14 protein-coding genes are annotated in these 17812 nt (G+C 62.3%); 9 read left to right on the top strand and 5 right to left on the bottom strand.

Annotated features, from left to right (window positions below):
- Nucleotides 1-3 precede the first annotated feature (3 nt).
- Nucleotides 4-3117: an efflux RND transporter permease subunit gene (locus tag U1A24_RS08280; protein WP_322321507.1), complete on the bottom strand. Its 3114-nt coding sequence runs from the start codon at nt 3115-3117 to the stop codon at nt 4-6.
- Nucleotides 3114-4238 carry an efflux RND transporter periplasmic adaptor subunit gene (locus U1A24_RS08285; protein WP_322321508.1) on the bottom strand — a complete coding sequence of 375 codons (1125 nt, stop codon included), beginning with the start codon at nt 4236-4238 and terminating at the stop codon, nt 3114-3116. The genes U1A24_RS08280 and U1A24_RS08285 overlap by 4 nt, the downstream gene beginning before the upstream one ends.
- Before the next feature lie 282 nt (nt 4239-4520).
- On the opposite strand from U1A24_RS08285, the gene U1A24_RS08290 reads away from it, so the two are divergent.
- Nucleotides 4521-5285 (top strand): HpcH/HpaI aldolase/citrate lyase family protein, encoded by a 765-nt coding sequence (locus tag U1A24_RS08290; protein WP_322321509.1) that lies wholly within the window; start codon nt 4521-4523, stop codon nt 5283-5285.
- A gap of 3 nt (nt 5286-5288) precedes the next feature.
- Here U1A24_RS08290 and U1A24_RS08295 read toward each other — a convergent pair whose 3' ends face one another.
- Complete coding sequence (locus U1A24_RS08295) at nt 5289-5915, bottom strand: TetR/AcrR family transcriptional regulator (protein WP_322321510.1); 627 nt, start codon at nt 5913-5915, stop codon at nt 5289-5291.
- 124 nt (nt 5916-6039) lie between these two features.
- Between U1A24_RS08295 and U1A24_RS08300 the strand changes: the two genes are divergently transcribed.
- Entirely contained in the window at nt 6040-8073 is a 2034-nt protein-coding gene (locus tag U1A24_RS08300; RefSeq protein WP_322321511.1) for an NADH:flavin oxidoreductase, read from the top strand.
- Nucleotides 8074-8108: 35 nt separating this feature from the next.
- Here the strand turns inward: U1A24_RS08300 and U1A24_RS08305 are convergent, their stop codons facing one another.
- On the bottom strand, nt 8109-8816 hold the full coding sequence (locus U1A24_RS08305; protein ID WP_322321512.1) for a GNAT family N-acetyltransferase: 708 nt from the start codon (nt 8814-8816) through the stop codon (nt 8109-8111).
- The gene (menC, locus tag U1A24_RS08310; RefSeq protein ID WP_322321513.1) at nt 8813-9937 is read right to left on the bottom strand and encodes an o-succinylbenzoate synthase; all 1125 of its coding nucleotides are present in this window, start codon (nt 9935-9937) and stop codon (nt 8813-8815) included. Before menC ends, U1A24_RS08305 begins: the two co-directional genes overlap by 4 nt.
- A gap of 114 nt (nt 9938-10051) precedes the next feature.
- On the opposite strand from menC, the gene U1A24_RS08315 reads away from it, so the two are divergent.
- From U1A24_RS08315 to U1A24_RS08345, 7 genes are read left to right on the top strand one after another with little or no spacing between them, the layout of a single operon-like run.
- Complete coding sequence (locus U1A24_RS08315) at nt 10052-10981, top strand: MurR/RpiR family transcriptional regulator (RefSeq protein WP_322321514.1); 930 nt, start codon at nt 10052-10054, stop codon at nt 10979-10981.
- Nucleotides 10982-11014: 33 nt separating this feature from the next.
- Nucleotides 11015-12592: an ABC transporter substrate-binding protein gene (locus tag U1A24_RS08320; RefSeq protein WP_322321515.1), complete on the top strand. Its 1578-nt coding sequence runs from the start codon at nt 11015-11017 to the stop codon at nt 12590-12592.
- 24 nt (nt 12593-12616) lie between these two features.
- The gene (locus tag U1A24_RS08325; RefSeq protein WP_322321516.1) at nt 12617-13543 is read left to right on the top strand and encodes an ABC transporter permease; all 927 of its coding nucleotides are present in this window, start codon (nt 12617-12619) and stop codon (nt 13541-13543) included.
- A complete protein-coding gene (locus tag U1A24_RS08330) occupies nt 13540-14385 on the top strand; it encodes an ABC transporter permease (protein WP_322321517.1) in 846 nt (281 codons plus the stop codon). Before U1A24_RS08325 ends, U1A24_RS08330 begins: the two co-directional genes overlap by 4 nt.
- Nucleotides 14382-15344: an ABC transporter ATP-binding protein gene (locus U1A24_RS08335; protein ID WP_322321518.1), complete on the top strand. Its 963-nt coding sequence runs from the start codon at nt 14382-14384 to the stop codon at nt 15342-15344. The genes U1A24_RS08330 and U1A24_RS08335 overlap by 4 nt, the downstream gene beginning before the upstream one ends.
- On the top strand, nt 15341-16285 hold the full coding sequence (locus tag U1A24_RS08340; RefSeq protein ID WP_322321519.1) for an ABC transporter ATP-binding protein: 945 nt from the start codon (nt 15341-15343) through the stop codon (nt 16283-16285). The genes U1A24_RS08335 and U1A24_RS08340 overlap by 4 nt, the downstream gene beginning before the upstream one ends.
- A 10-nt stretch (nt 16286-16295) precedes the next feature.
- On the top strand, nt 16296-17807 hold the full coding sequence (locus U1A24_RS08345) for a M81 family metallopeptidase (RefSeq protein ID WP_322321520.1): 1512 nt from the start codon (nt 16296-16298) through the stop codon (nt 17805-17807).
- Nucleotides 17808-17812: the final 5 nt, after the last annotated feature.

Below are 17812 nucleotides of genomic sequence, written 5' to 3' on the forward strand. Positions count from 1 at the left end.
GTTTCAAGAAAACCGCTTCTTCCAGAACCAGCGCCGCCCTTCGCGCAGGCTGCGATTGGACCGGCTGACCAGCATCAGCAGCGACGGCGTCACGATCAGCGTTAAGACCGTCGCAAACGCCAGCCCGTAGACAATCGCCGACGACAGCGAAATCCACCACTGCGTCGATGGCGCGCCGATGGTCGTCTCATGGCTCATCAGCTCAAGGTTCAGCCCGAAGGCAATCGGCAGCACCCCGAAAATCGCCGTCAGCGCGGTCAGCACCACCGGACGCGCGCGTTCACGGCAGGTTTCCAGCACGGCCTCGATCTTATCCATGCCCTCGTCCCGCAACTGGTCATAGGTGGCGATCAGCACGATGTTGTTGTTCACCACCACCCCGGCCAGCGCGATCACCCCGATCCCGGTCATCACCACGCCAAACGGCTGCCCCATGATCATCAGGCCCAGGAACACCCCAATCGTCGACATCACCACCGCCGACAGCACCAGACCAACCGAGATGAACTTGTTGAACTGCGCAAGCAGCACCACAAAAATCAGGAAGATCGCCGCGCCAAAGGCTTTGCCCAGAAACGCTCCTGCCTCGGCCTGCTCCTGATCCTCGCCGGCCATATTCCAGCGCATCCCGGCCTTGGCATAGCCATCCTCGGCAAAGGCCGTCTCAAGCATCGCCGCCACTTGCTGCCGCACGACGTCTGGCTGCACGCCTTCGCCCGCCGCAATCCCCGCCTGCACCGTGATCGTGCGCGCGCCGCCCAGCCGGGTCAGCGTGCCCGTGGTCGCCGCCGCACTCCGCGTCACAAAGTTGGAAATCGGCACCGGCCCGTCCGGCGTCTCAATCCGCAACTGATCCAGCGCTGAAATCGTGCGCTGATCGGGTGGCAGACGCAGCACAATATCCACCGGATCATCCGAGCCCGCCGGACGATACTCCGACAGTTTCAGCCCCGAAGTCACCATCTGCACCACAGCCCCCACCGCCGCCGGAGATGCGCCATAGCGTGCCGCTTCGCCGCGATCGACCTGCAATTCCCAATCCACACCGGGCAAAGGCAAGCCGTTCGACACATCAATCACATTCGGAATGCTCTTCAGCTTTTCGGCAATCGCCCGTGCCGCATCATTCAGCCCCGCCGGATCATCTGCCGACAGCTCGATCTGAACCGCTTTGCCCGTCGGCGGCCCCGCCGCTGGCACCGAGACCTCGATATCCACCCCCGGAATGCCCTGCATCGCCAACCGCAGATCGGCCAGGATGTCATTGGCAGGCTTGCGCTCGCGCCAATCGACAAACTCGTATTGGATGGTGCCAATCGTGTCGGCAGGGGCTTCGCTGGCGCCATTGCCGCCGCCGCCAACCCGCGTGTAGACGGTTTTCAGCCCCGGCCAGCCCAGAATCCGCGCCTCTGCCTGCCGCACCAGCACGTCCTTTTCGTCAATCGACAAGTTGCCGCGCGCCTTGACATACAGCAGGCCATAATCCGGCTCGACATTCGGGAAGAACTCTACCCCCTTGCCGATATGCGTATAGGTGTAGGGCACTGCCACCAGCGTGCCGATGGCCAGAAACAGAATGATGAATGGATGCCGGATCGCCTTGCCGACCACCCACATATAAGCGCCATCCTTGTGGCGCGGCGGCTCGGCAAACGGCTTGGCAATGATCGCCCCCAGCGTCGGCACGAAGATCAGCGCGTAAAGCATACTGGCCGACAGCGTCGCAATCAGCGTGATCGGCATGTATTTCATGAACTCGCCCACCACCCCCGGCCAGAACAGCAAGGGCGAGAACGCCGCGATCCGCGTCAGGGTCGAGGCAATCACCGGCCCCGCCATCTTATGGCTGGCTTCGGCAAAGGCTTGGCGTTTCTCCATGCCCTCATTCATCCGCCGCTCGGCATATTCCACCACGATGATGGCATCATCCACCAGCATCCCGACCGCCAAGATCAAGCTGAACAGCACCACAAGGTTCACCGTCAGCCCCGCCAGTGACAGCCCCAGAATCCCCATCAGGAACGACGACGGAATAGCCAAGCCGATCAGGATCGAAGACCGCACCGACAGCGCATACAAAATCACGATGAACACCAGGATCACCGCCGTCAGCACCGAGTTTTGCAGATCATGCAGCAGTTGCCGGATTGTGGTCGATTTATCCTGCGAAAACGACACCACCACCCCCGGCGGCATCTGCTTTTGCAGATCTTCGGTCACCGCCTTCACCGTGTCCACCGTCTCGATCAGGTTCGAGCCGATGCGCTTGGAAACCTCAATCGCCACCGCCGATTTGCCATCCAGCCGGGTGATCGTCTCGGGGTCTTTCAACGCAGGCCGGATTTCCGCCAGATCGCTGACCCGCACAATCGCATTGCCTTCCGCCACCACCGGCAGACCCGCCAGATCCTGCACCGTCTCAATCAGCGACGGCACTTTGATAGCATAGCGCCCCTCAGCCCCCTCCAGTGACCCCGCCGCGATCAGGCGGTTATTGGCATTGAAGCCCGCAATCAAAGTATCGGGCCGCAAGCCGTAGGAAGACAGCTTGGCCGGATCAATCACGATCTCGACCACATCATCGCGCACGCCCCGCAAAGCCGCGTCCAGCACGCCCGGAATATCCTCAATCCGGTCGCGCAGCACCCGCGCGGTGGCGTTCAGCGTGCGTTCCGGCACATCGCCCGACAGGGTGACAACCAGCACCGGGAATTCCGACAGGTTGACCTCGTTCACCGTCGGCTCATCCACTTCGGCAGGCAGATCAGGCCGCGCATCGTCGACCTTGTCTTTCACATCCGACTTCGCCTTGGCCAAATTCGCCCCGGCCTGAAACTCCAACAACACGTTGCCGCCACCCTGATAGGCTGTGGCGGTCATCTTCTTGATGCCTTGGATCGACTTCAACGCGGTTTCCATCGGTCGCAGCAACAGCCGCTCGGCATCCTCCGGCGAAATCCCATCCAGCGTCATCGACACATAAATGATCGGAATCTGAACATCCGGTTCAGCTTCCTTCGGGATGGTGTAATAGGCTAATCCCCCCGACAGGATCAGGAACACCAGAATTGAAATTGTCAGCCGCGCGTTGCGGATTGCAAGCTCTACCAGTTTCATTTCAGGGCCTCGGCGGCTTGCGCTGGGGTCAGTTCCGACACCGTCACCACATCACCATCCGTGACCAGATCCTGACCCGCGACGATCACCTTCTTGTCCTTCGGCACCCCGGTCACCACCATGCCCGCTTCGCCGTCATCAATCACCGTCACCGGCGCAAACGCGGCTTTGCTATCCGCACCCACCACACGCAGGCCGATCACGCCCTCCTCGTTGATGGTGATGATCGAGCGCGGCACGACGACCGCAGGCTGAGTGGCTGTGAACAGCCGCACCTCAGCCGTCATCCCCGCCGGAATCTTATGCGCGGCATTCGGCAGCGCCACTTCGACGCCAAAAGTCCGCGTCTTGGTCGAGGCTTGCTGCGCCACATGGCGGACCACACCCTCCATCTCGGCACCATCCACCAGCCGCACTTTGGCTTTCGATCCGATCGACACAAACGCCACGTCGCGCTCGCTGACTTCGGCCTTCACCACGATCGGATCCAGCGCCAGAATCGTCGCAATCGCCGTGCCCGCCTGCACCCATTCGCCCAGTTCAACTTCGACAGTATCCACCGTGCCCGCAAACGGCGCTTTCAGCAGCAGCCGGTCCTCTGCCGCCTTCGCTTGCGATAACCCCGCCTCTGCCGCAGCCTTGGCCGAACGCCGCGCGGTCAGTTCCAACTCCGGCAGACTGCCCTTGTCATACAAAGCCTGCCCGACCGTCAGCGTTTCGGTCGCCTGTTCCAGCGCGGCGACGGCGGTATCAACCCCGGCTTGAATCTCGGCCCCCTCCAGCCGCACCACCAAAGCATCCGCCGCAATAGCGCCGCCCTGCGTCACGCCTAGTTCCTGCACGATCCCCGCCGTCCGCGCCGCCAGCACCGCCTGCTTGTCCGCCTGAGTCGCACCTGAAATCCTGATCTCCCGCGCATAGTCGATGAACACGGGTGCCACCGCCGCCACCGTCCGCTGCGTTGCAACGGCTTGCGCTGGCTCGGCCTGCGCTTCGGGCGCAGCTTCATCCTTATTCAACTCTTGGCTGCCAACAGCCGAGAACTCGCCCGTCAACACCCAAGCAGAGGCAGCGACAAGGACAACAAGAGCGGTAACGCGGTGGGCCGTGAAAAATGACATGAGTGCAACCCTGACTAAATGCGCAAAGCCGCACCGATGCGCAGCCAGTCGCTTATCTGCTTCGATCACCAAGAATTTATGTCTTTACCGGAAAGGTCAATCCAGCGTGTGGCATTTGCGAACGAAAGTTGAACGGTTCAGTTTGATCCCGCTGTGGTTGTGTGGCGCGCCGGGCCTATGTCACCTCTGTCCAGCCCCTTCATCCATGCTATTAAGAACGCAACAGGCCGTCACCCCCTTGCGGTCCGGCTGACCAACCGTCATTCCGCCCAAGGAGCCCCAATGCCCGCGCCGAAAAACCATCTGAAAGCGGCGCTGGCTGCGAAAACCCCGCAATTTGGTATCTGGCTCAACCTCGCCAGCCCTTATTCCGCCGAGCTGTTGTCAGGCTGCGGCTTTGATTGGCTGCTGATTGATGGCGAACATGGCCCGAACTCGATCCCCACCATGCTGACCCAAGCTCAGACCATCGCCAGCCGCACCAGCACCGTTGTCCGCATTCCCGTGGGCGAAACCCATCTGGTCAAACAGGTGCTCGACCTAGGCATCCAGACCGTCATGGTGCCGATGATCGAAAGCGTCGCCCATGCCGAAGCAATGGCCCGCGCGATGAAATACCCGCCCGAAGGCGTGCGCGGCCTCGGCGCTGCGGTGGCGCGGGCCGCCGATTTTGGCCGTGTTAGTGACTATTTGTCCACCGCCAACGCCGAGGTCTGCCTGATCCTGCAAATCGAAAGCCGCGCCGGTCTCGCAGCCTTGCCCGAAATCCTGACCCTTCCGGGCATCGACTGCATCTTCATCGGCCCCTCCGATCTCGCCGCCGATATGGGCTTCGCGGGCAACACCGCCGCCCCCGAAGTGCAAGCCGCCATCGACACTGCAATGCGCCAGATCATCGCCAGCGGCAAAGCGGCGGGGGTTCTGACCTTTGATCTGAAACTTGCCAAACATTACCGCGAGATGGGCGTGACCTTCCTTGGTGTCGGCGGCGACATTCCCCTGCTGCTGAACGCTGCCAACGCCTTGGCCGCCGCCGCGCGCGAATAGGCTCTAACTCGCCTGATTCCGCGCCCGAAACGCCGCCAGCTCTGTCGCTGTCGGCGCTTTTCCGGTGAAGATCAGCACATAATCCGGGATATTGTGCAGCCGGAACTCCAGCGACTCCTCGGTCCGCATCGAGATATAGCCAACCTGCGTCAGATACACGGTCTGCGCCCGCACCCGCGCCTCATGCTGCGGGTAGGAAAACGTCTCGAACATGGTGGTTAGAGCCTGAACCCGATCCAAATCCGCCGCCTTCAACACCTCGGCCAGCGCGCCATCCGTCAGCGCCCAAGTGCGAATGGCAAACTCCATCCGGCTGTCAAACAGCGCGGGCGTGATCCAGCAATCGTTCACATTCAACATGGCTTCCGCAATCGTCGCCGCCGGGGCTTGGGTGCGGGCAATCAGATTTGCAGTGTTCTGGCTTTGCCAGCGCGCGATCAACCCGGCCAGCAGCGCCTCACGATCCGCGAAATGCCAATAGAAACTGGTGCGCGACAACCCCAACCGCGCGGCCAGCGGCATCACCTTCACCGCCTCAACCCCGCCTTCCACCAGCAGCGCATAGGCCGCATCCAGCCAGACTTCTGGCGTGCCACGCCAGCCTCGTTCCGATGTTTGCCCAGTATCCATAGCCCCAACCTAAAGCCGTAACCCCGTCAGATCAACCTCAAGACAGAAAACTTGACACATATGTCGATTCCTGCTTTTCTACAGAAAATCCAAGCCATAACACCCCAGCCAGCGCGAGGCCCCAATGTCGACCGATCCCCTGTTGCAACCCTACCAGCTCAAGCACCTCACCCTGCGCAACCGCATCATGACCACCAGCCATGAACCGGCCTACCCAGAAGACGGCATGCCAAAGGATCGCTACCGCCTCTATCACCTTGAACGCGCCAAGGCGGGCGTCGCGCTGACCATGACCGCAGGTTCTGCCGCCGTGTCGAAAGACTCGCCCCCGGTGTTCAACAACATCCTCGCCTACAAGGACGAGGTGGTGAAATGGATGAAGCAACTGACCGATGATTGCCACGAGGCGGGGGCCGCCGTGATGATCCAGCTTACCCATCTGGGCCGCCGCACCCGCTGGGACAAGGGCGATTGGCTGCCGGTCGTGGGGGCCAGTTCCTCGCGCGAACCGTCGCACCGCGCCTTCCCGAAGGTGATCGAAGATTGGGACATCGAACGCATCATCACCGACTACGCCGATGCCGCTGAACGCATGAAAGAAGCGGGCCTCGATGGGGTCGAGTTTGAATGCTACGGCCATCTGATGGACCAATTCATGTCGCCGTTCACCAACACCCTCGCCGCGCCCTATGGCGGGTCGTTGGAAAACCGTGCCCGCTTCGCGATGGATGTGCTGGCCGCCTGCCGCAAACGCGTCGGGGAAAACTTCCTGCTGGGCGTCCGTTACACCGCAGATGAGGTCGAACAGGGCGGCATTTCCGCCGATGAAGGCATTGCAATCGGTAAAATGTTCCGCGACTCCGGCCTCGTCGATTTCCTGAATATCATCAAGGGCCGCATCTTCACCGATGCCGCGATGACCGATGTGATCCCGATTCACGGCATGAAATCCGCCCCGCATCTGGATTTCGCGGGCCGCATCCGCGCCGAGGTTGGTCTGCCCACCTTCCACGCCGCCCGCATCCCCGATGTTGCCACCGCCCGCCATGCCATCGCCTCGGGCCAGCTCGATATGGTCGGCATGACCCGCGCCCATATGGCCGATCCGCATGTCGTGCAAAAGATCGTCGAAGGCCGCGAGGATGACATTCGCCCCTGCGTTGGTGCCACCTATTGCCTTGACCGCATTTACCAAGGCGGCATGGCCTTGTGCATCCACAACCCCTCGACGGGCCGCGAAGAAACCCAGCCGCACGCCATCGCCCGCGCTGCCACCAAACGCCAAGTCGTCGTCGTCGGCGCAGGCCCCGCTGGTCTGGAAGCCGCCCGCGTCGCAGCCGAGCGTGGCCATAAAGTCACCGTGTTTGAAGCAGCCCCCCAGCCCGGTGGTCAAGTGCGCCTGACCGCCCAAACCAAACGCCGCGCCGAGATGATCGGCATCATCGATTGGCGCATGGCGCAATGCGCGGCTTTGGGCGTCGAATTCCGCTTCAACACCTGGGCCGAGGCCGATGAAATCCTGGCCGAAAACCCCGATGTGGTGATCATCGCCACGGGGGGGATGCCGGAAAAAGACATCCTGAAATTCGGCAATGACCTGACGGTTTCAGCGTGGGATATCCTGTCAGGCGATGTGAAACCCGGCAGCAACGTCTTGCTTTATGACGACGCGGGCGATCACACCGCCCTGCAAGCCGCGCAAACCCTGACCGAAGCCGGCGCGAAGGTAGAAATCATGACCCCGGATCGCAGCTTTGCCCCCGAAGTGATGGCGATGAACCTCGTGCCCTACATGCGCGCCTTGCAGGACAAAAACACCACCTTTACCGTCACTTACCGCCTGACCGGGGTAGAGAAAGACGGCAACCAGATCAAAGCCACCGTCGATTCTGACTATATGACCTTGGGCAAAACCTCCCACTACGATCAGATCGTGGTCAACCACGGCACGCAGCCCTTGGCCGACATTTACTTCGATCTGAAGCCGCGTTCGGTCAACCTCGGCGCTGTCGATTACGACGCCATGATCGCAGGCCAGCCGCAAACCTACGGTGGCGGTCCGGCAGGGTTTCAGTTGTTCCGCATCGGTGACGCGGTAGAGGCCCGCAACATCCACGCCGCGATTTATGACGCGCTGCGGCTGGTGCGGGAAATCTAATCAACCCCGACGCGCCCCAACCGGGCGCGTCGGCCTCAGGCCAGACGGTAGCAGCGGCTCTGTTTGTCAAACCCGACAATCCGCTGCCCGCAGGCCATCCGCTGCTGCAACGCCAGCCGCAATTGCATCCGCAAGCCCGAGGCCGCTGCCATATCCTGCGCCAACAGCGCATCCAGATCTTGCGGCAAAGCCAGTGGCAGCAGCTCACCCTCAACGCTCAGATCAACATCCCCCAATGCCCGCGCCGCGACCAGCGGGCTATCCAGCACCCAATCCACCAACAACCGATCCGAGGCGATGCCGCGGTTGATCCCCTCCATCTCGCCATAATAATCAACCAGATAGCGGCCCGATTGCGCCCCCAACCGGTGAATATTCAGCGTCGCGTTGATAGGACGCAGCGGATCATAGGTCCACTGCACCGTGCTTATGCCCCGCGCCAAGCACCAGTCGCGCTGATAGAATTTCAGCTTCACGCCCAGCCCCAACCCGCGCGCCTCTGGCAATACCGCCAGCCGATGCGAATGCTGCACCTGCGGGTCGCGCGACGGCAGGCCAAAGATATAGCCCATCAGCACATCGCCCACAAAAGCTCCGCCAACCAGCCCGCCCAATCCCTGCACCACCATCATCAGATCCGCCGGATCAGGCTGATCCCCCGCCCCCCAGACGCTGCGCTGCAAGGTTTCCGCCGCGCGAAACTCTGCCATCCCCGACAGATCGCGAAAGATAACCTCCCTCATGCGCCAAAGCTTTCAAAGCTCAGCGTCGCGGTTTTCAGATAGTCCAGATCAAGGCTGACCCCGATGCCCGCCCCCAGCGGCACCGGCATCCGCCCCGCAGTGGTTTCCAGCTTCTGCTCAATGATATCCCGCGTGAAATAGCGGCTTGCCGAAGATGTATCCCCCGGTTTGGTAAAGTTCGGCAGGGTGGACAGATGAATGTTATGCGCCCGCCCAATCCCCGATTCCAGCATCCCGCCGCACCAGACCGGCACCGCAAACGCCTCGCACAGATCATGGATGCGCAGCGCATTGGCATAACCGCCCGAGCGCCCAACCTTGATATTGATTACCCGCGCCGCACCCGTTTGCAGCGCCTTGCGGGTATGCTCGACGGTGCGGATGCACTCATCTAGACAGATCGGCGTGCGCAGCCGGGTTTGCAGCGTGGCGTGGTCGTGAATGTCATCCCAGGCCAGCGGCTGCTCGATGTAATCCAGATCAAACCCATCCATCTGCTGCAACAGCGCGGTATCGGCCAAGGTATAGCAGGAATTGGCATCCACCGTCAGATGCGCCCCCGGAAATTCCGCCCGCGCCGCCCGCAGCAATTCCAGATCATGCCCCGGCTTCACCTTCAGCTTGATCCGCTTGTAGCCTTGCTCCAGATGGCTGGCGATCCGCTGCATCGTCGTCGCAATCGGCCCGATTCCCAAGGAAACTCCGACATCAATAGCGTCGCCCGACCCGCCCAGCACGGTCTGCAACGGCAGGTTCAGCGATTTCGCCCACAGATCCCAGAACGCCATCTCGACCGTCGCCTTCGCCATATGGTTGGCTCGCCACGGCACCAGTTTGCGAGCCAATTCCTGCGGATGCGCAAAGCTTTGGCCGATCAGTTGCGGCAGCAAAACGTCGCGCAGCAGGCCCATTGCCCCTGTCACGGTTTCCTCCAGATAATCCGGCAGCGGGTCCATCACGCCCTCGGCATAGCCCTCGATCCCATCGGCTTTCAGCACCAGCAGCGGGAAGATTTTCTCGGTCATCGTGCCGGTGGCAATGGTGAACGGCGTCACCAGCGGCAGGCGCACAAGGCGCAGATCGGCGGCTTCAATGCGCAAAGGCGCGCGGGTCTGGGTCATGTGGGCCTCCTGTCAGCGGTGGCGTCACGCTAGATTTATTTTAGTTTACTTGCAAGCTTGACCGAATGACAGAATCCTGACAGTCTTTCCTGATACCCAAAAGGAACCCCGGATTTGCCGCAAGACGACCCGCCTTTTTCGGAAGACCCCACCGCCGCTTCAAGCGATCTGCGGCAACGCCTGACCACGGCCACCACCGATGGCACCCCGTCAGATCGCGCCATCGCCGGGTTTCTGCTCGCCAATCTGCAATCCCTGCCGTTTGAAACCGCCGCTTCGGTGGCGGCAAAGGTCGGTGTGTCAGAGGCCACCGTGGGCCGGTTCTGCCGCACCTTGGGATATCGCCATCTGAAAGACCTCAAAGGCAGCCTTCAGCTTGATCTGGGCGACAAGGCATGGCTGATCGGCGACCGCTTGCAAGATTTCCACCGTCGCAGCCAAAGCGGCAACGCCGAACTTTCTCGCGCGCTGGAACGTGAAATGGCCGCCCTCGTCGCGGTCTACGAAATGGCCGCCAGCCCCGCCTTCGATGCCACCGTCAAGCGGCTGTCGCACCGCCGCTCGGTCTGGATCGCTGGCTTTCAGACCGAACGCGGCCGCGCCGCCGAACTCGCCCACAACCTGCAATACCTGCGCGCAGGCGTGCAGCTGTGCGATGTCGCCGCTGGCCATTTTGCCGAGGTTTTGCTGGACGACCCTACTGAGACCACCCTCGTTCTGATCGACGCGCGCCGCTATTCCCGCCTAACCCGCGATCTGGCCTTGGCTGCGCGCGATGCCGGCATCCCTGTGACGCTGATCACCGATCCCTACTGCTCATGGGCGCATGACACCGTGACCGAAGTGTTCGCCGTGCCCACCGATCTCAATCATTTCTGGGACACCACCTCGGCAATGTCCTCGCTGGTCGGCCTGATGATCAACGGTGTGTTCCGCGAACTTGGCGCGCAGGTAGAGGCCCGCATGGCCCGCGTATCGGCGCTACACGGCAGCTTTATCGGCCATATCGGCTCGGCCCGCGGCCCCACCAAGCCCACCACATAACAAACAAAAAACCAACAAAGGAGGATCTGTCCAATGACCATGAGTATCCGCAAAACGCTTCTCACCGCCAGCGTCAGCCTGTTCGCGCTATGCGCCGCCCAAGCCGTCAGCGCGCAAGAAGCCGTATTCGTGCTGAACACCAGTGAGGTCGGCGCGCCCACCTACAACCCTATCAAAGCCAACAACCTGAATAAAGCCACCACGCTGATCTTTGACCGTATGATCAGCCAGGCCTCCGATCTGTCCTATCATCCGTGGCTGGCCGAATCCTGGGAAGAAGCCCCCGACGGCATGTCCTGGACCTTCCATCTGAAGCCCGGCGTCACCTTCCACAATGGCGAACCCTTCAACGCCGCCACCATCGGCCCGTGGCTAGAAGCCTTCAAGGGCAGCGAAAACGCCTATATGACCGAAGCCATCGCAAGCGTCGAAGTGGTCGATGATCTGACCGTCAAATTCGTCATGGCGCGGCCCGAACCGAACATGCTGTATAACCTGTCCTCCAGCTTCATGTCGGTGGTCGAGCCGAAATCCTTTGCCGCTTTGGGCGACAATTATGGCGTCACCGAAGTCTATGGCACCGGCCCGTTCAAGCTGGAAAGCTTCACCGTCGGTCAGGAAACCGTGCTGGTGCGCAATGACGATTACACCTGGGGCTCGCCCTTGGCGAAAAACACCGGCCCCGCCCATATCGCCAAAATCACCTTCCGCGAAATCGCCGAAGATTCCACCGCGTTTCTAGAGCTGAAAACCGGCGGCGTCGATATGCTGCTCGGCGTGCCCGCTGACCTGCTGTCAGAGGTGCAAAAAGAGCCTAACCTTGCGGTTTTGACCCTTCCGGGCCAAGACGTCTACTACATGCCGATCAACGTCACCAAAGCGCCGTTTGACGATATCAAAGTGCGCGAAGCCGTTGCCAAAGCGATCAACCAAGAAGAAATCCTCGCCTCTGTGTTCGGCGGCGTTGGTGCTATTGCCGACACGTTCCTGATCTCCGCGCTGCCAGAAGGCCAAGTCGCGGACAGCGCCAAAATCCACTACGACCCCGCCCGCGCCAATGCCCTGCTGGATGAAGCTGGCTGGGTGATGGGCACGGATGGTGTGCGCGCCAAAGACGGCGTGGCGCTGAAAGTCAGCCTGTGGACCCAAAGCGACAGCATCTTCCGCCGCCTCACCGAAGTGGTGCAAGCCCAGTTGAAAGCCGTGGGCGTTGAGGCCGAAATCACCACCTTCGACAGCTCGATGATCCGCGATCAATACAAGACCGGCACCCAGCAACTCGCCGTTCGTTCCTATAACTGGGACAACGCCGACATCGTCGATTGGTTCTTTGGCGCGGATCGTCTGGGCTACCCGAACGTCTCGATGTTCAACGATCCCAAGGCCGAAGAACTGCGCAAAGCCGCGATGACCGGGGCGAAAAACATGGCAGAGCGCGTGACCAATTTCACCGCCTACCATGAATATGTGCTGACCCAGTTCCCGATGGCCCCGATCTATCAGCCAGTCGACAGCGTTGCCTATAATGCCGACCGTCTGGTGATGCCCGAGGCGATGAACGCGCCCGTCGTAGGCTCTACCGCCGTGATGGATATGGAAGTGAAGGAATAACGGCGCAGGGCAGGGGCAACGGCCATGTATTCATATCTGATCCGTCGGATCGTGATGCTTGTGCCGGTGTTCCTTGCCGTCTCGCTGGTGATTTTCCTGATCCTGCATTTCATCCCCGGCGATCCGGTCGATAACCTACTAAAGGTTGGATCGTCCCCCGAGGCCCGCGCCGAGATGGAGGCCCGCTATGGCCTCGATCAACCGCTGCCGGTGCAATACGGCATCTGGCTGTCCAAGGTGATGCAGGGCGATCTTGGCACCGCCATCGTCGCCCGCCGCCCGGTGTCGGATCTGATCCTGCAAGCCCTTCCCCATTCGCTGCGGCTGGGCGGCTTTGCGCTGCTGTTCTCATCCGTCGTCGGTATCGGCTTAGGCGTTCTCGCTGCGCTGAATCGTGACAAATGGCCGGATAGAGCCATTATGGGCGGCGTCCTGCTCGGTTCCACCATGCCCAGCTTCTGGCTCGGTCTGATCCTGATGCTGATCTTTTCGGTCTGGCTCGGCTGGTTCCCGGTCTCCGGCGCACGCAGCGCCAGCGCCTTGGTGCTGCCGGTTCTGACCATCGGTTTGGGCGGCACCGCCCTCGTCGCCCGCATCACCCGCGTCGCGATGATCGAAGCCTCTGGCCGCGATTTCGTCACCCTGCTGCACGCCAAGGGCCTGTCGCCGCTGCGCATCCAACTCCGCCATGTCCTGCGCCATGCCTTGATCCCGGTGGTCACCATCCTCGCTTTGCGCATCGGCTGGATATTAGGCGGCGCGGTGACGGTTGAGGTGGTCTTCGCCCGCCCCGGTCTTGGCACCCTGCTGATCAAATCCCTCAGCCAACACGATTACCCCGTGGTGCAAGCCTGCCTGTTGATGCTGGCGATGGCCGTCATGCTTGGCACCCTGCTAGGCGACATCCTACAAGCCGCAATGGACCCGCGCGTCCGGGCGGCGCTCGCATGACGCTGCCCGCCCCAATCCGCGCGCTGCGTCGCCCCGCAGGTGCCCCGGCTGGCCTCTGGCTGATCCTTGTGATCTTCGCCGCCATCGCGGCCCCGCTGCTGACTCCCTATGCCTATGATATTCAAGAGCTTAAATCTGCATGGCAACCGCCCTCGGCCAGCCATTGGCTTGGCACCGATGAATTTGGCCGCGATCTGCTCACCCGCCTGATGTATGGCGCGCGCACCTCGCTGTCGGTCAGCAGCATCGCCATTTCCATCTCAGTGCTCTGCGGCATGACCCTGGGCGCCGCCGCCGCATGGTTCGGCGGCTGGTTTGACCGCGCCGTCACCACCGTGGTGGACCTGACATGGAGCTTCCCCGAAATCCTGATCGCGCTGATCTTGGTCGCGATCATCGGCCCCGGCACCACCGGCACCATGGTCGCGATCTCGGTGGCATATCTCGCGCAATTCACCCGCCTGACCCGCGCCCAGATCATGACGCTGAAGGGCGAAACCTTCATCGAAGCCGCCGCCAGCCTTGGTGCCGGCAACGGCCATATCCTGTTCCGCCACCTGCTGCCCAACGCCCTCGCCCCCGTGCTGGTCAGCGCCATGCTGGCAACGGGCGATGCCATCATCCTCGAAGCCACCCTCGGCTTCTTCGGCCTTGGCGCACAACCCCCGGTGCCATCCTGGGGCGGCATGATGTCGGCAGGCTCGGCCCTCGTGTTCAAAGCCCCGTGGATCATCATCTTCCCCGGCCTCGCCGTCGCCATCACCGTCGTCGCGATCAACCTCTACGGCGATGCGCTGATCGCAGAACTCGACATCCGCGCCCGGATGCGGAGGGCGGTATGACCACGCTGCTGGAACTGCAAAACGTCAACGTTTCCATCGGCTCGGCGCAGCTGCTCGATGGCGTCAGCCTAAAGCTGGAACGCGGCCAAACTCTCGGCCTCGTTGGCGAATCCGGTTCCGGCAAATCCCTCACCGCGATGGCCGCGATGGGCCTGCTGCCCTTGATCGGTGGCCGCGTCAGCGCCGGTGCGGTGCGGTTTGACGGCCAAGATCTTGCCACCCTCACCGACCCGCAACGCCGCGCCCTGCGGGGCAGGCGGATCGGCTTTGTCACCCAAAACCCGATGACCGCGCTGGACCCCGTGCAACGCATCGGCGCGCAGATTGACGTGGTCTCCCGCCTGCATCTGGGTCTGACCAAATCAGCCGCCCGCGCCCGCACCCTTGATCTGCTGACGCAACTGCGCATCCCCGAAGCCCATGCCGTGGCCGAGGCTTGGCCGCATCAGCTTTCCGGCGGCATGAAGCAACGCATCGTCATCGCTATGGCGCTGGCAGGCGACCCCGAACTGATCGTCGCCGATGAGCCGACCACCGCGCTGGATGTCACTGTGCAGGCCCAAATCATCCAGATCCTCGCCGCCCTCGTGCGCGAAAAAGGCGTCGCCCTGCTGCTGATCACCCATGACATGGGCGTCGTCGCGCAAATCTGCGACCGGGTCGCGGTGCTCTATGCGGGCCGTCTGGCCGAGGAAGGCGCCGTCGCCCCGATTTTCGCCGCCCCGCAGCACCCCTATACCAAAGCCCTGATCAACTGCATCCCGCAGGAAGGCATGGCGCGTGGCACCCTGCGCGGCATTCCCGGTGCTGTCCCCTCCGCCCGCCAATACCCCACAGGCTGCCGCTTCCATCCCCGTTGCGCCAAAGCCACCGACGAATGTGCCGCCCAAATTCCACCTCTGACCGCCCGTGGCGATGGCCAAGCCGCCTGCCTGCACCTGCCAGAGCCCGCGCTATGACCGCCCCGATGCTCCAGATCGAAGCCCTGACCAAACGCTTCCAAACCGGCGGTGGTTTCCTCAAACGCCCCCGCGCCATGCTGGCGGTGCGCGATGTGTCGCTGACCATCGCCAAAGGCGAAGTCGTCGGCGTTGTGGGCGAAAGCGGCTGCGGCAAATCCACCCTCGCAAGACTGGTTTTGCGCTTGTTAGAGCCTAGTTCGGGTCGCGTCGTCATGGATGGAACCGACCTCACCAGTCTTGGCCCCAGCGCCTTGCGCGCCGCGCGCAAACGCATGGCGATGGTGTTTCAAGACCCGTATTCCTCGCTCGACCCGCGCTTTTCCGTGGCTGATGTGCTGACCGAACCCTTCACCGTGCAACGCCGCCCGCTGCTCCCCGGCCAGATCGCCGAAATGCTCACCGCCGTCGGCCTGCCAACCCACATGGCGACCAGCCACCCGCATCAACTGTCTGGCGGCCAGCGCCAGCGCGTCGGCATCGCCCGTGCCCTTGCCCTGCGCCCCGAATTTGTCGTGCTGGATGAACCGACCGCTTCCCTAGATGTCTCTATTCAGGCCCAAATCATTGATCTGCTGGCAGGCCTGCGCGATCAGATGGGCCTGACCTACCTGTTCATCAGCCACGATCTCGGCCTCGTGCGCTATTTCTGCGATCGCATTGTGGTGATGTATCTCGGCGCTGTGGTGGAAATCCTGCCCACCGCCGATGCCCAACCCCGCCATCCCTACACCCGCGCCCTGATCGACAGCGGTTTTGCCCCGGACCCGCAGCGCCGCCGTGCCATAGCCCCGCTCAGCGGCGAAATCCCCAGCCCATTTGACCTGCCCCCCGGCTGCGCCTTTGCCGGACGCTGCCCGCGCGCCACAGATCGCTGCCGCATAGAACGCCCCGCGTTGGATGCCTCAGCCCACCCCACCGCCTGCTTCCACCCGCTTTGAAAGCCCAATCATGCCCTTCCACATCCTGACCGGCTCTTTCGTCCACGAAAGCAACACCTTCAAAAAGGGCGAAACCACCCTGCAAGATTTCCGCAACGATGTGCTGGATCTGGGCCAAACTGCCATCGACCGCTTCGGCGATGTGAACGAAGAACTGGCGGGTTTCCTCGACATTGGCCGTGCCGCAGGCTGGCAGATCACCCACACCGTTTCCGCCCATGCCACCCCCGGCGCGCGTGTGGCGCCTGAGGCGTTTGACCATATCGCGGGCCTGATCTGCGATAGCGCGCGGCAGCATCGCCACACATTGGACGGAATCCTCCTTAGCCTGCACGGCTCAATGGTGCCGACGTTCTGCGAAGATGGCGAAGGCGAACTCCTGCACCGCCTGCGCGGCATTGTCGGCCCGGATATGCCCATCGCCGTCACGCTGGATCTGCACGCGATGGTCACCCCCGCGATGGTCGCGGCAGCGCAGATCATGGTCAGCTACAAAACCTATCCGCATATCGACATGCGCGAGACCGGCCGCCACGCCGCCCGCCTTCTGGATGCGATGCTGCGTGGTAAAACCCGCCCCACTACCCTGCGCACCCACCTGCCGATGCTGGATGAAGCCAACGCAGGCCGCACCGATGTGCCGCAAACCGCCGCCCTCTACACCCGCGCCACACAGCACGAATCCGAACCCGGCATCCTTGCGGTGTCGATCAACGCGGGCTTCGCCGAGGCTGATATTCTGGAGGCTGGCCCAACCGTTCTGGTCAGCTACGACCAGAATATCCCCTCAGCCGATACCCGCGCCCGCGCGATTGCCGAAGGTCTGGCCAATACGATCTGGGCGCAGCGCGACTCTGTCTCGAACGATTTCCTCACCCCCGCCACCGCCGCCCAACAAGCCCGCGATTTCGACGCCAGCCACGGCCCGCTTGTTATCGCCGACTACGCCGACAACCCCGGCGCAGGCGCCTACGGCGACGCCACCGCTTTGTTGCAGGCGCTGTTTGACGCCAAAGCCACAGGCGGCGCTTTCGCCCCGATGATCGACCCTCAGGCGGCAGCCATCCTGCACCGCCACACTGTCGGCGATCATGTCACCCTCGCCCTTGGCGGCAAGCAAGACCCCAGCTTTGGCGGCGGCCCGCTGAATGTGACAGGCGAAATCATCCACCTGTCCGATGGCAGCTATACCGGCAATGGCCCGATCCTCGGCGGCATCACCCACAGCTTCGGCCCCACCGCCGTTCTGCGCGTCAATGGCATTGATATCCTTGTCGTCACCCAGCCGGCTCAAATGCTCGATCTGATGCAGGTTCGCACCTTCGGCATCGAACCCGCCAGCTTGCGCTTTCTGGTGGTGAAATCCATGCAACACTTCCGCGCCGCGTTCGAGCCGATCGCGGGCAAAGTCATCGTCTGCGACACCGGCGCGCTCGCCACCCCGCAAGCCCACCTGCGGCCCTACACCCGCGTCCGCCGTCCAGTCTGGCCACTGGATCGCACTGGGTTTAGCCGCGCATAAACGGC

It is taken from the genome of Cypionkella sp. (assembly GCF_034376685.1).
Lineage (GTDB): Bacteria > Pseudomonadota > Alphaproteobacteria > Rhodobacterales > Rhodobacteraceae > Cypionkella.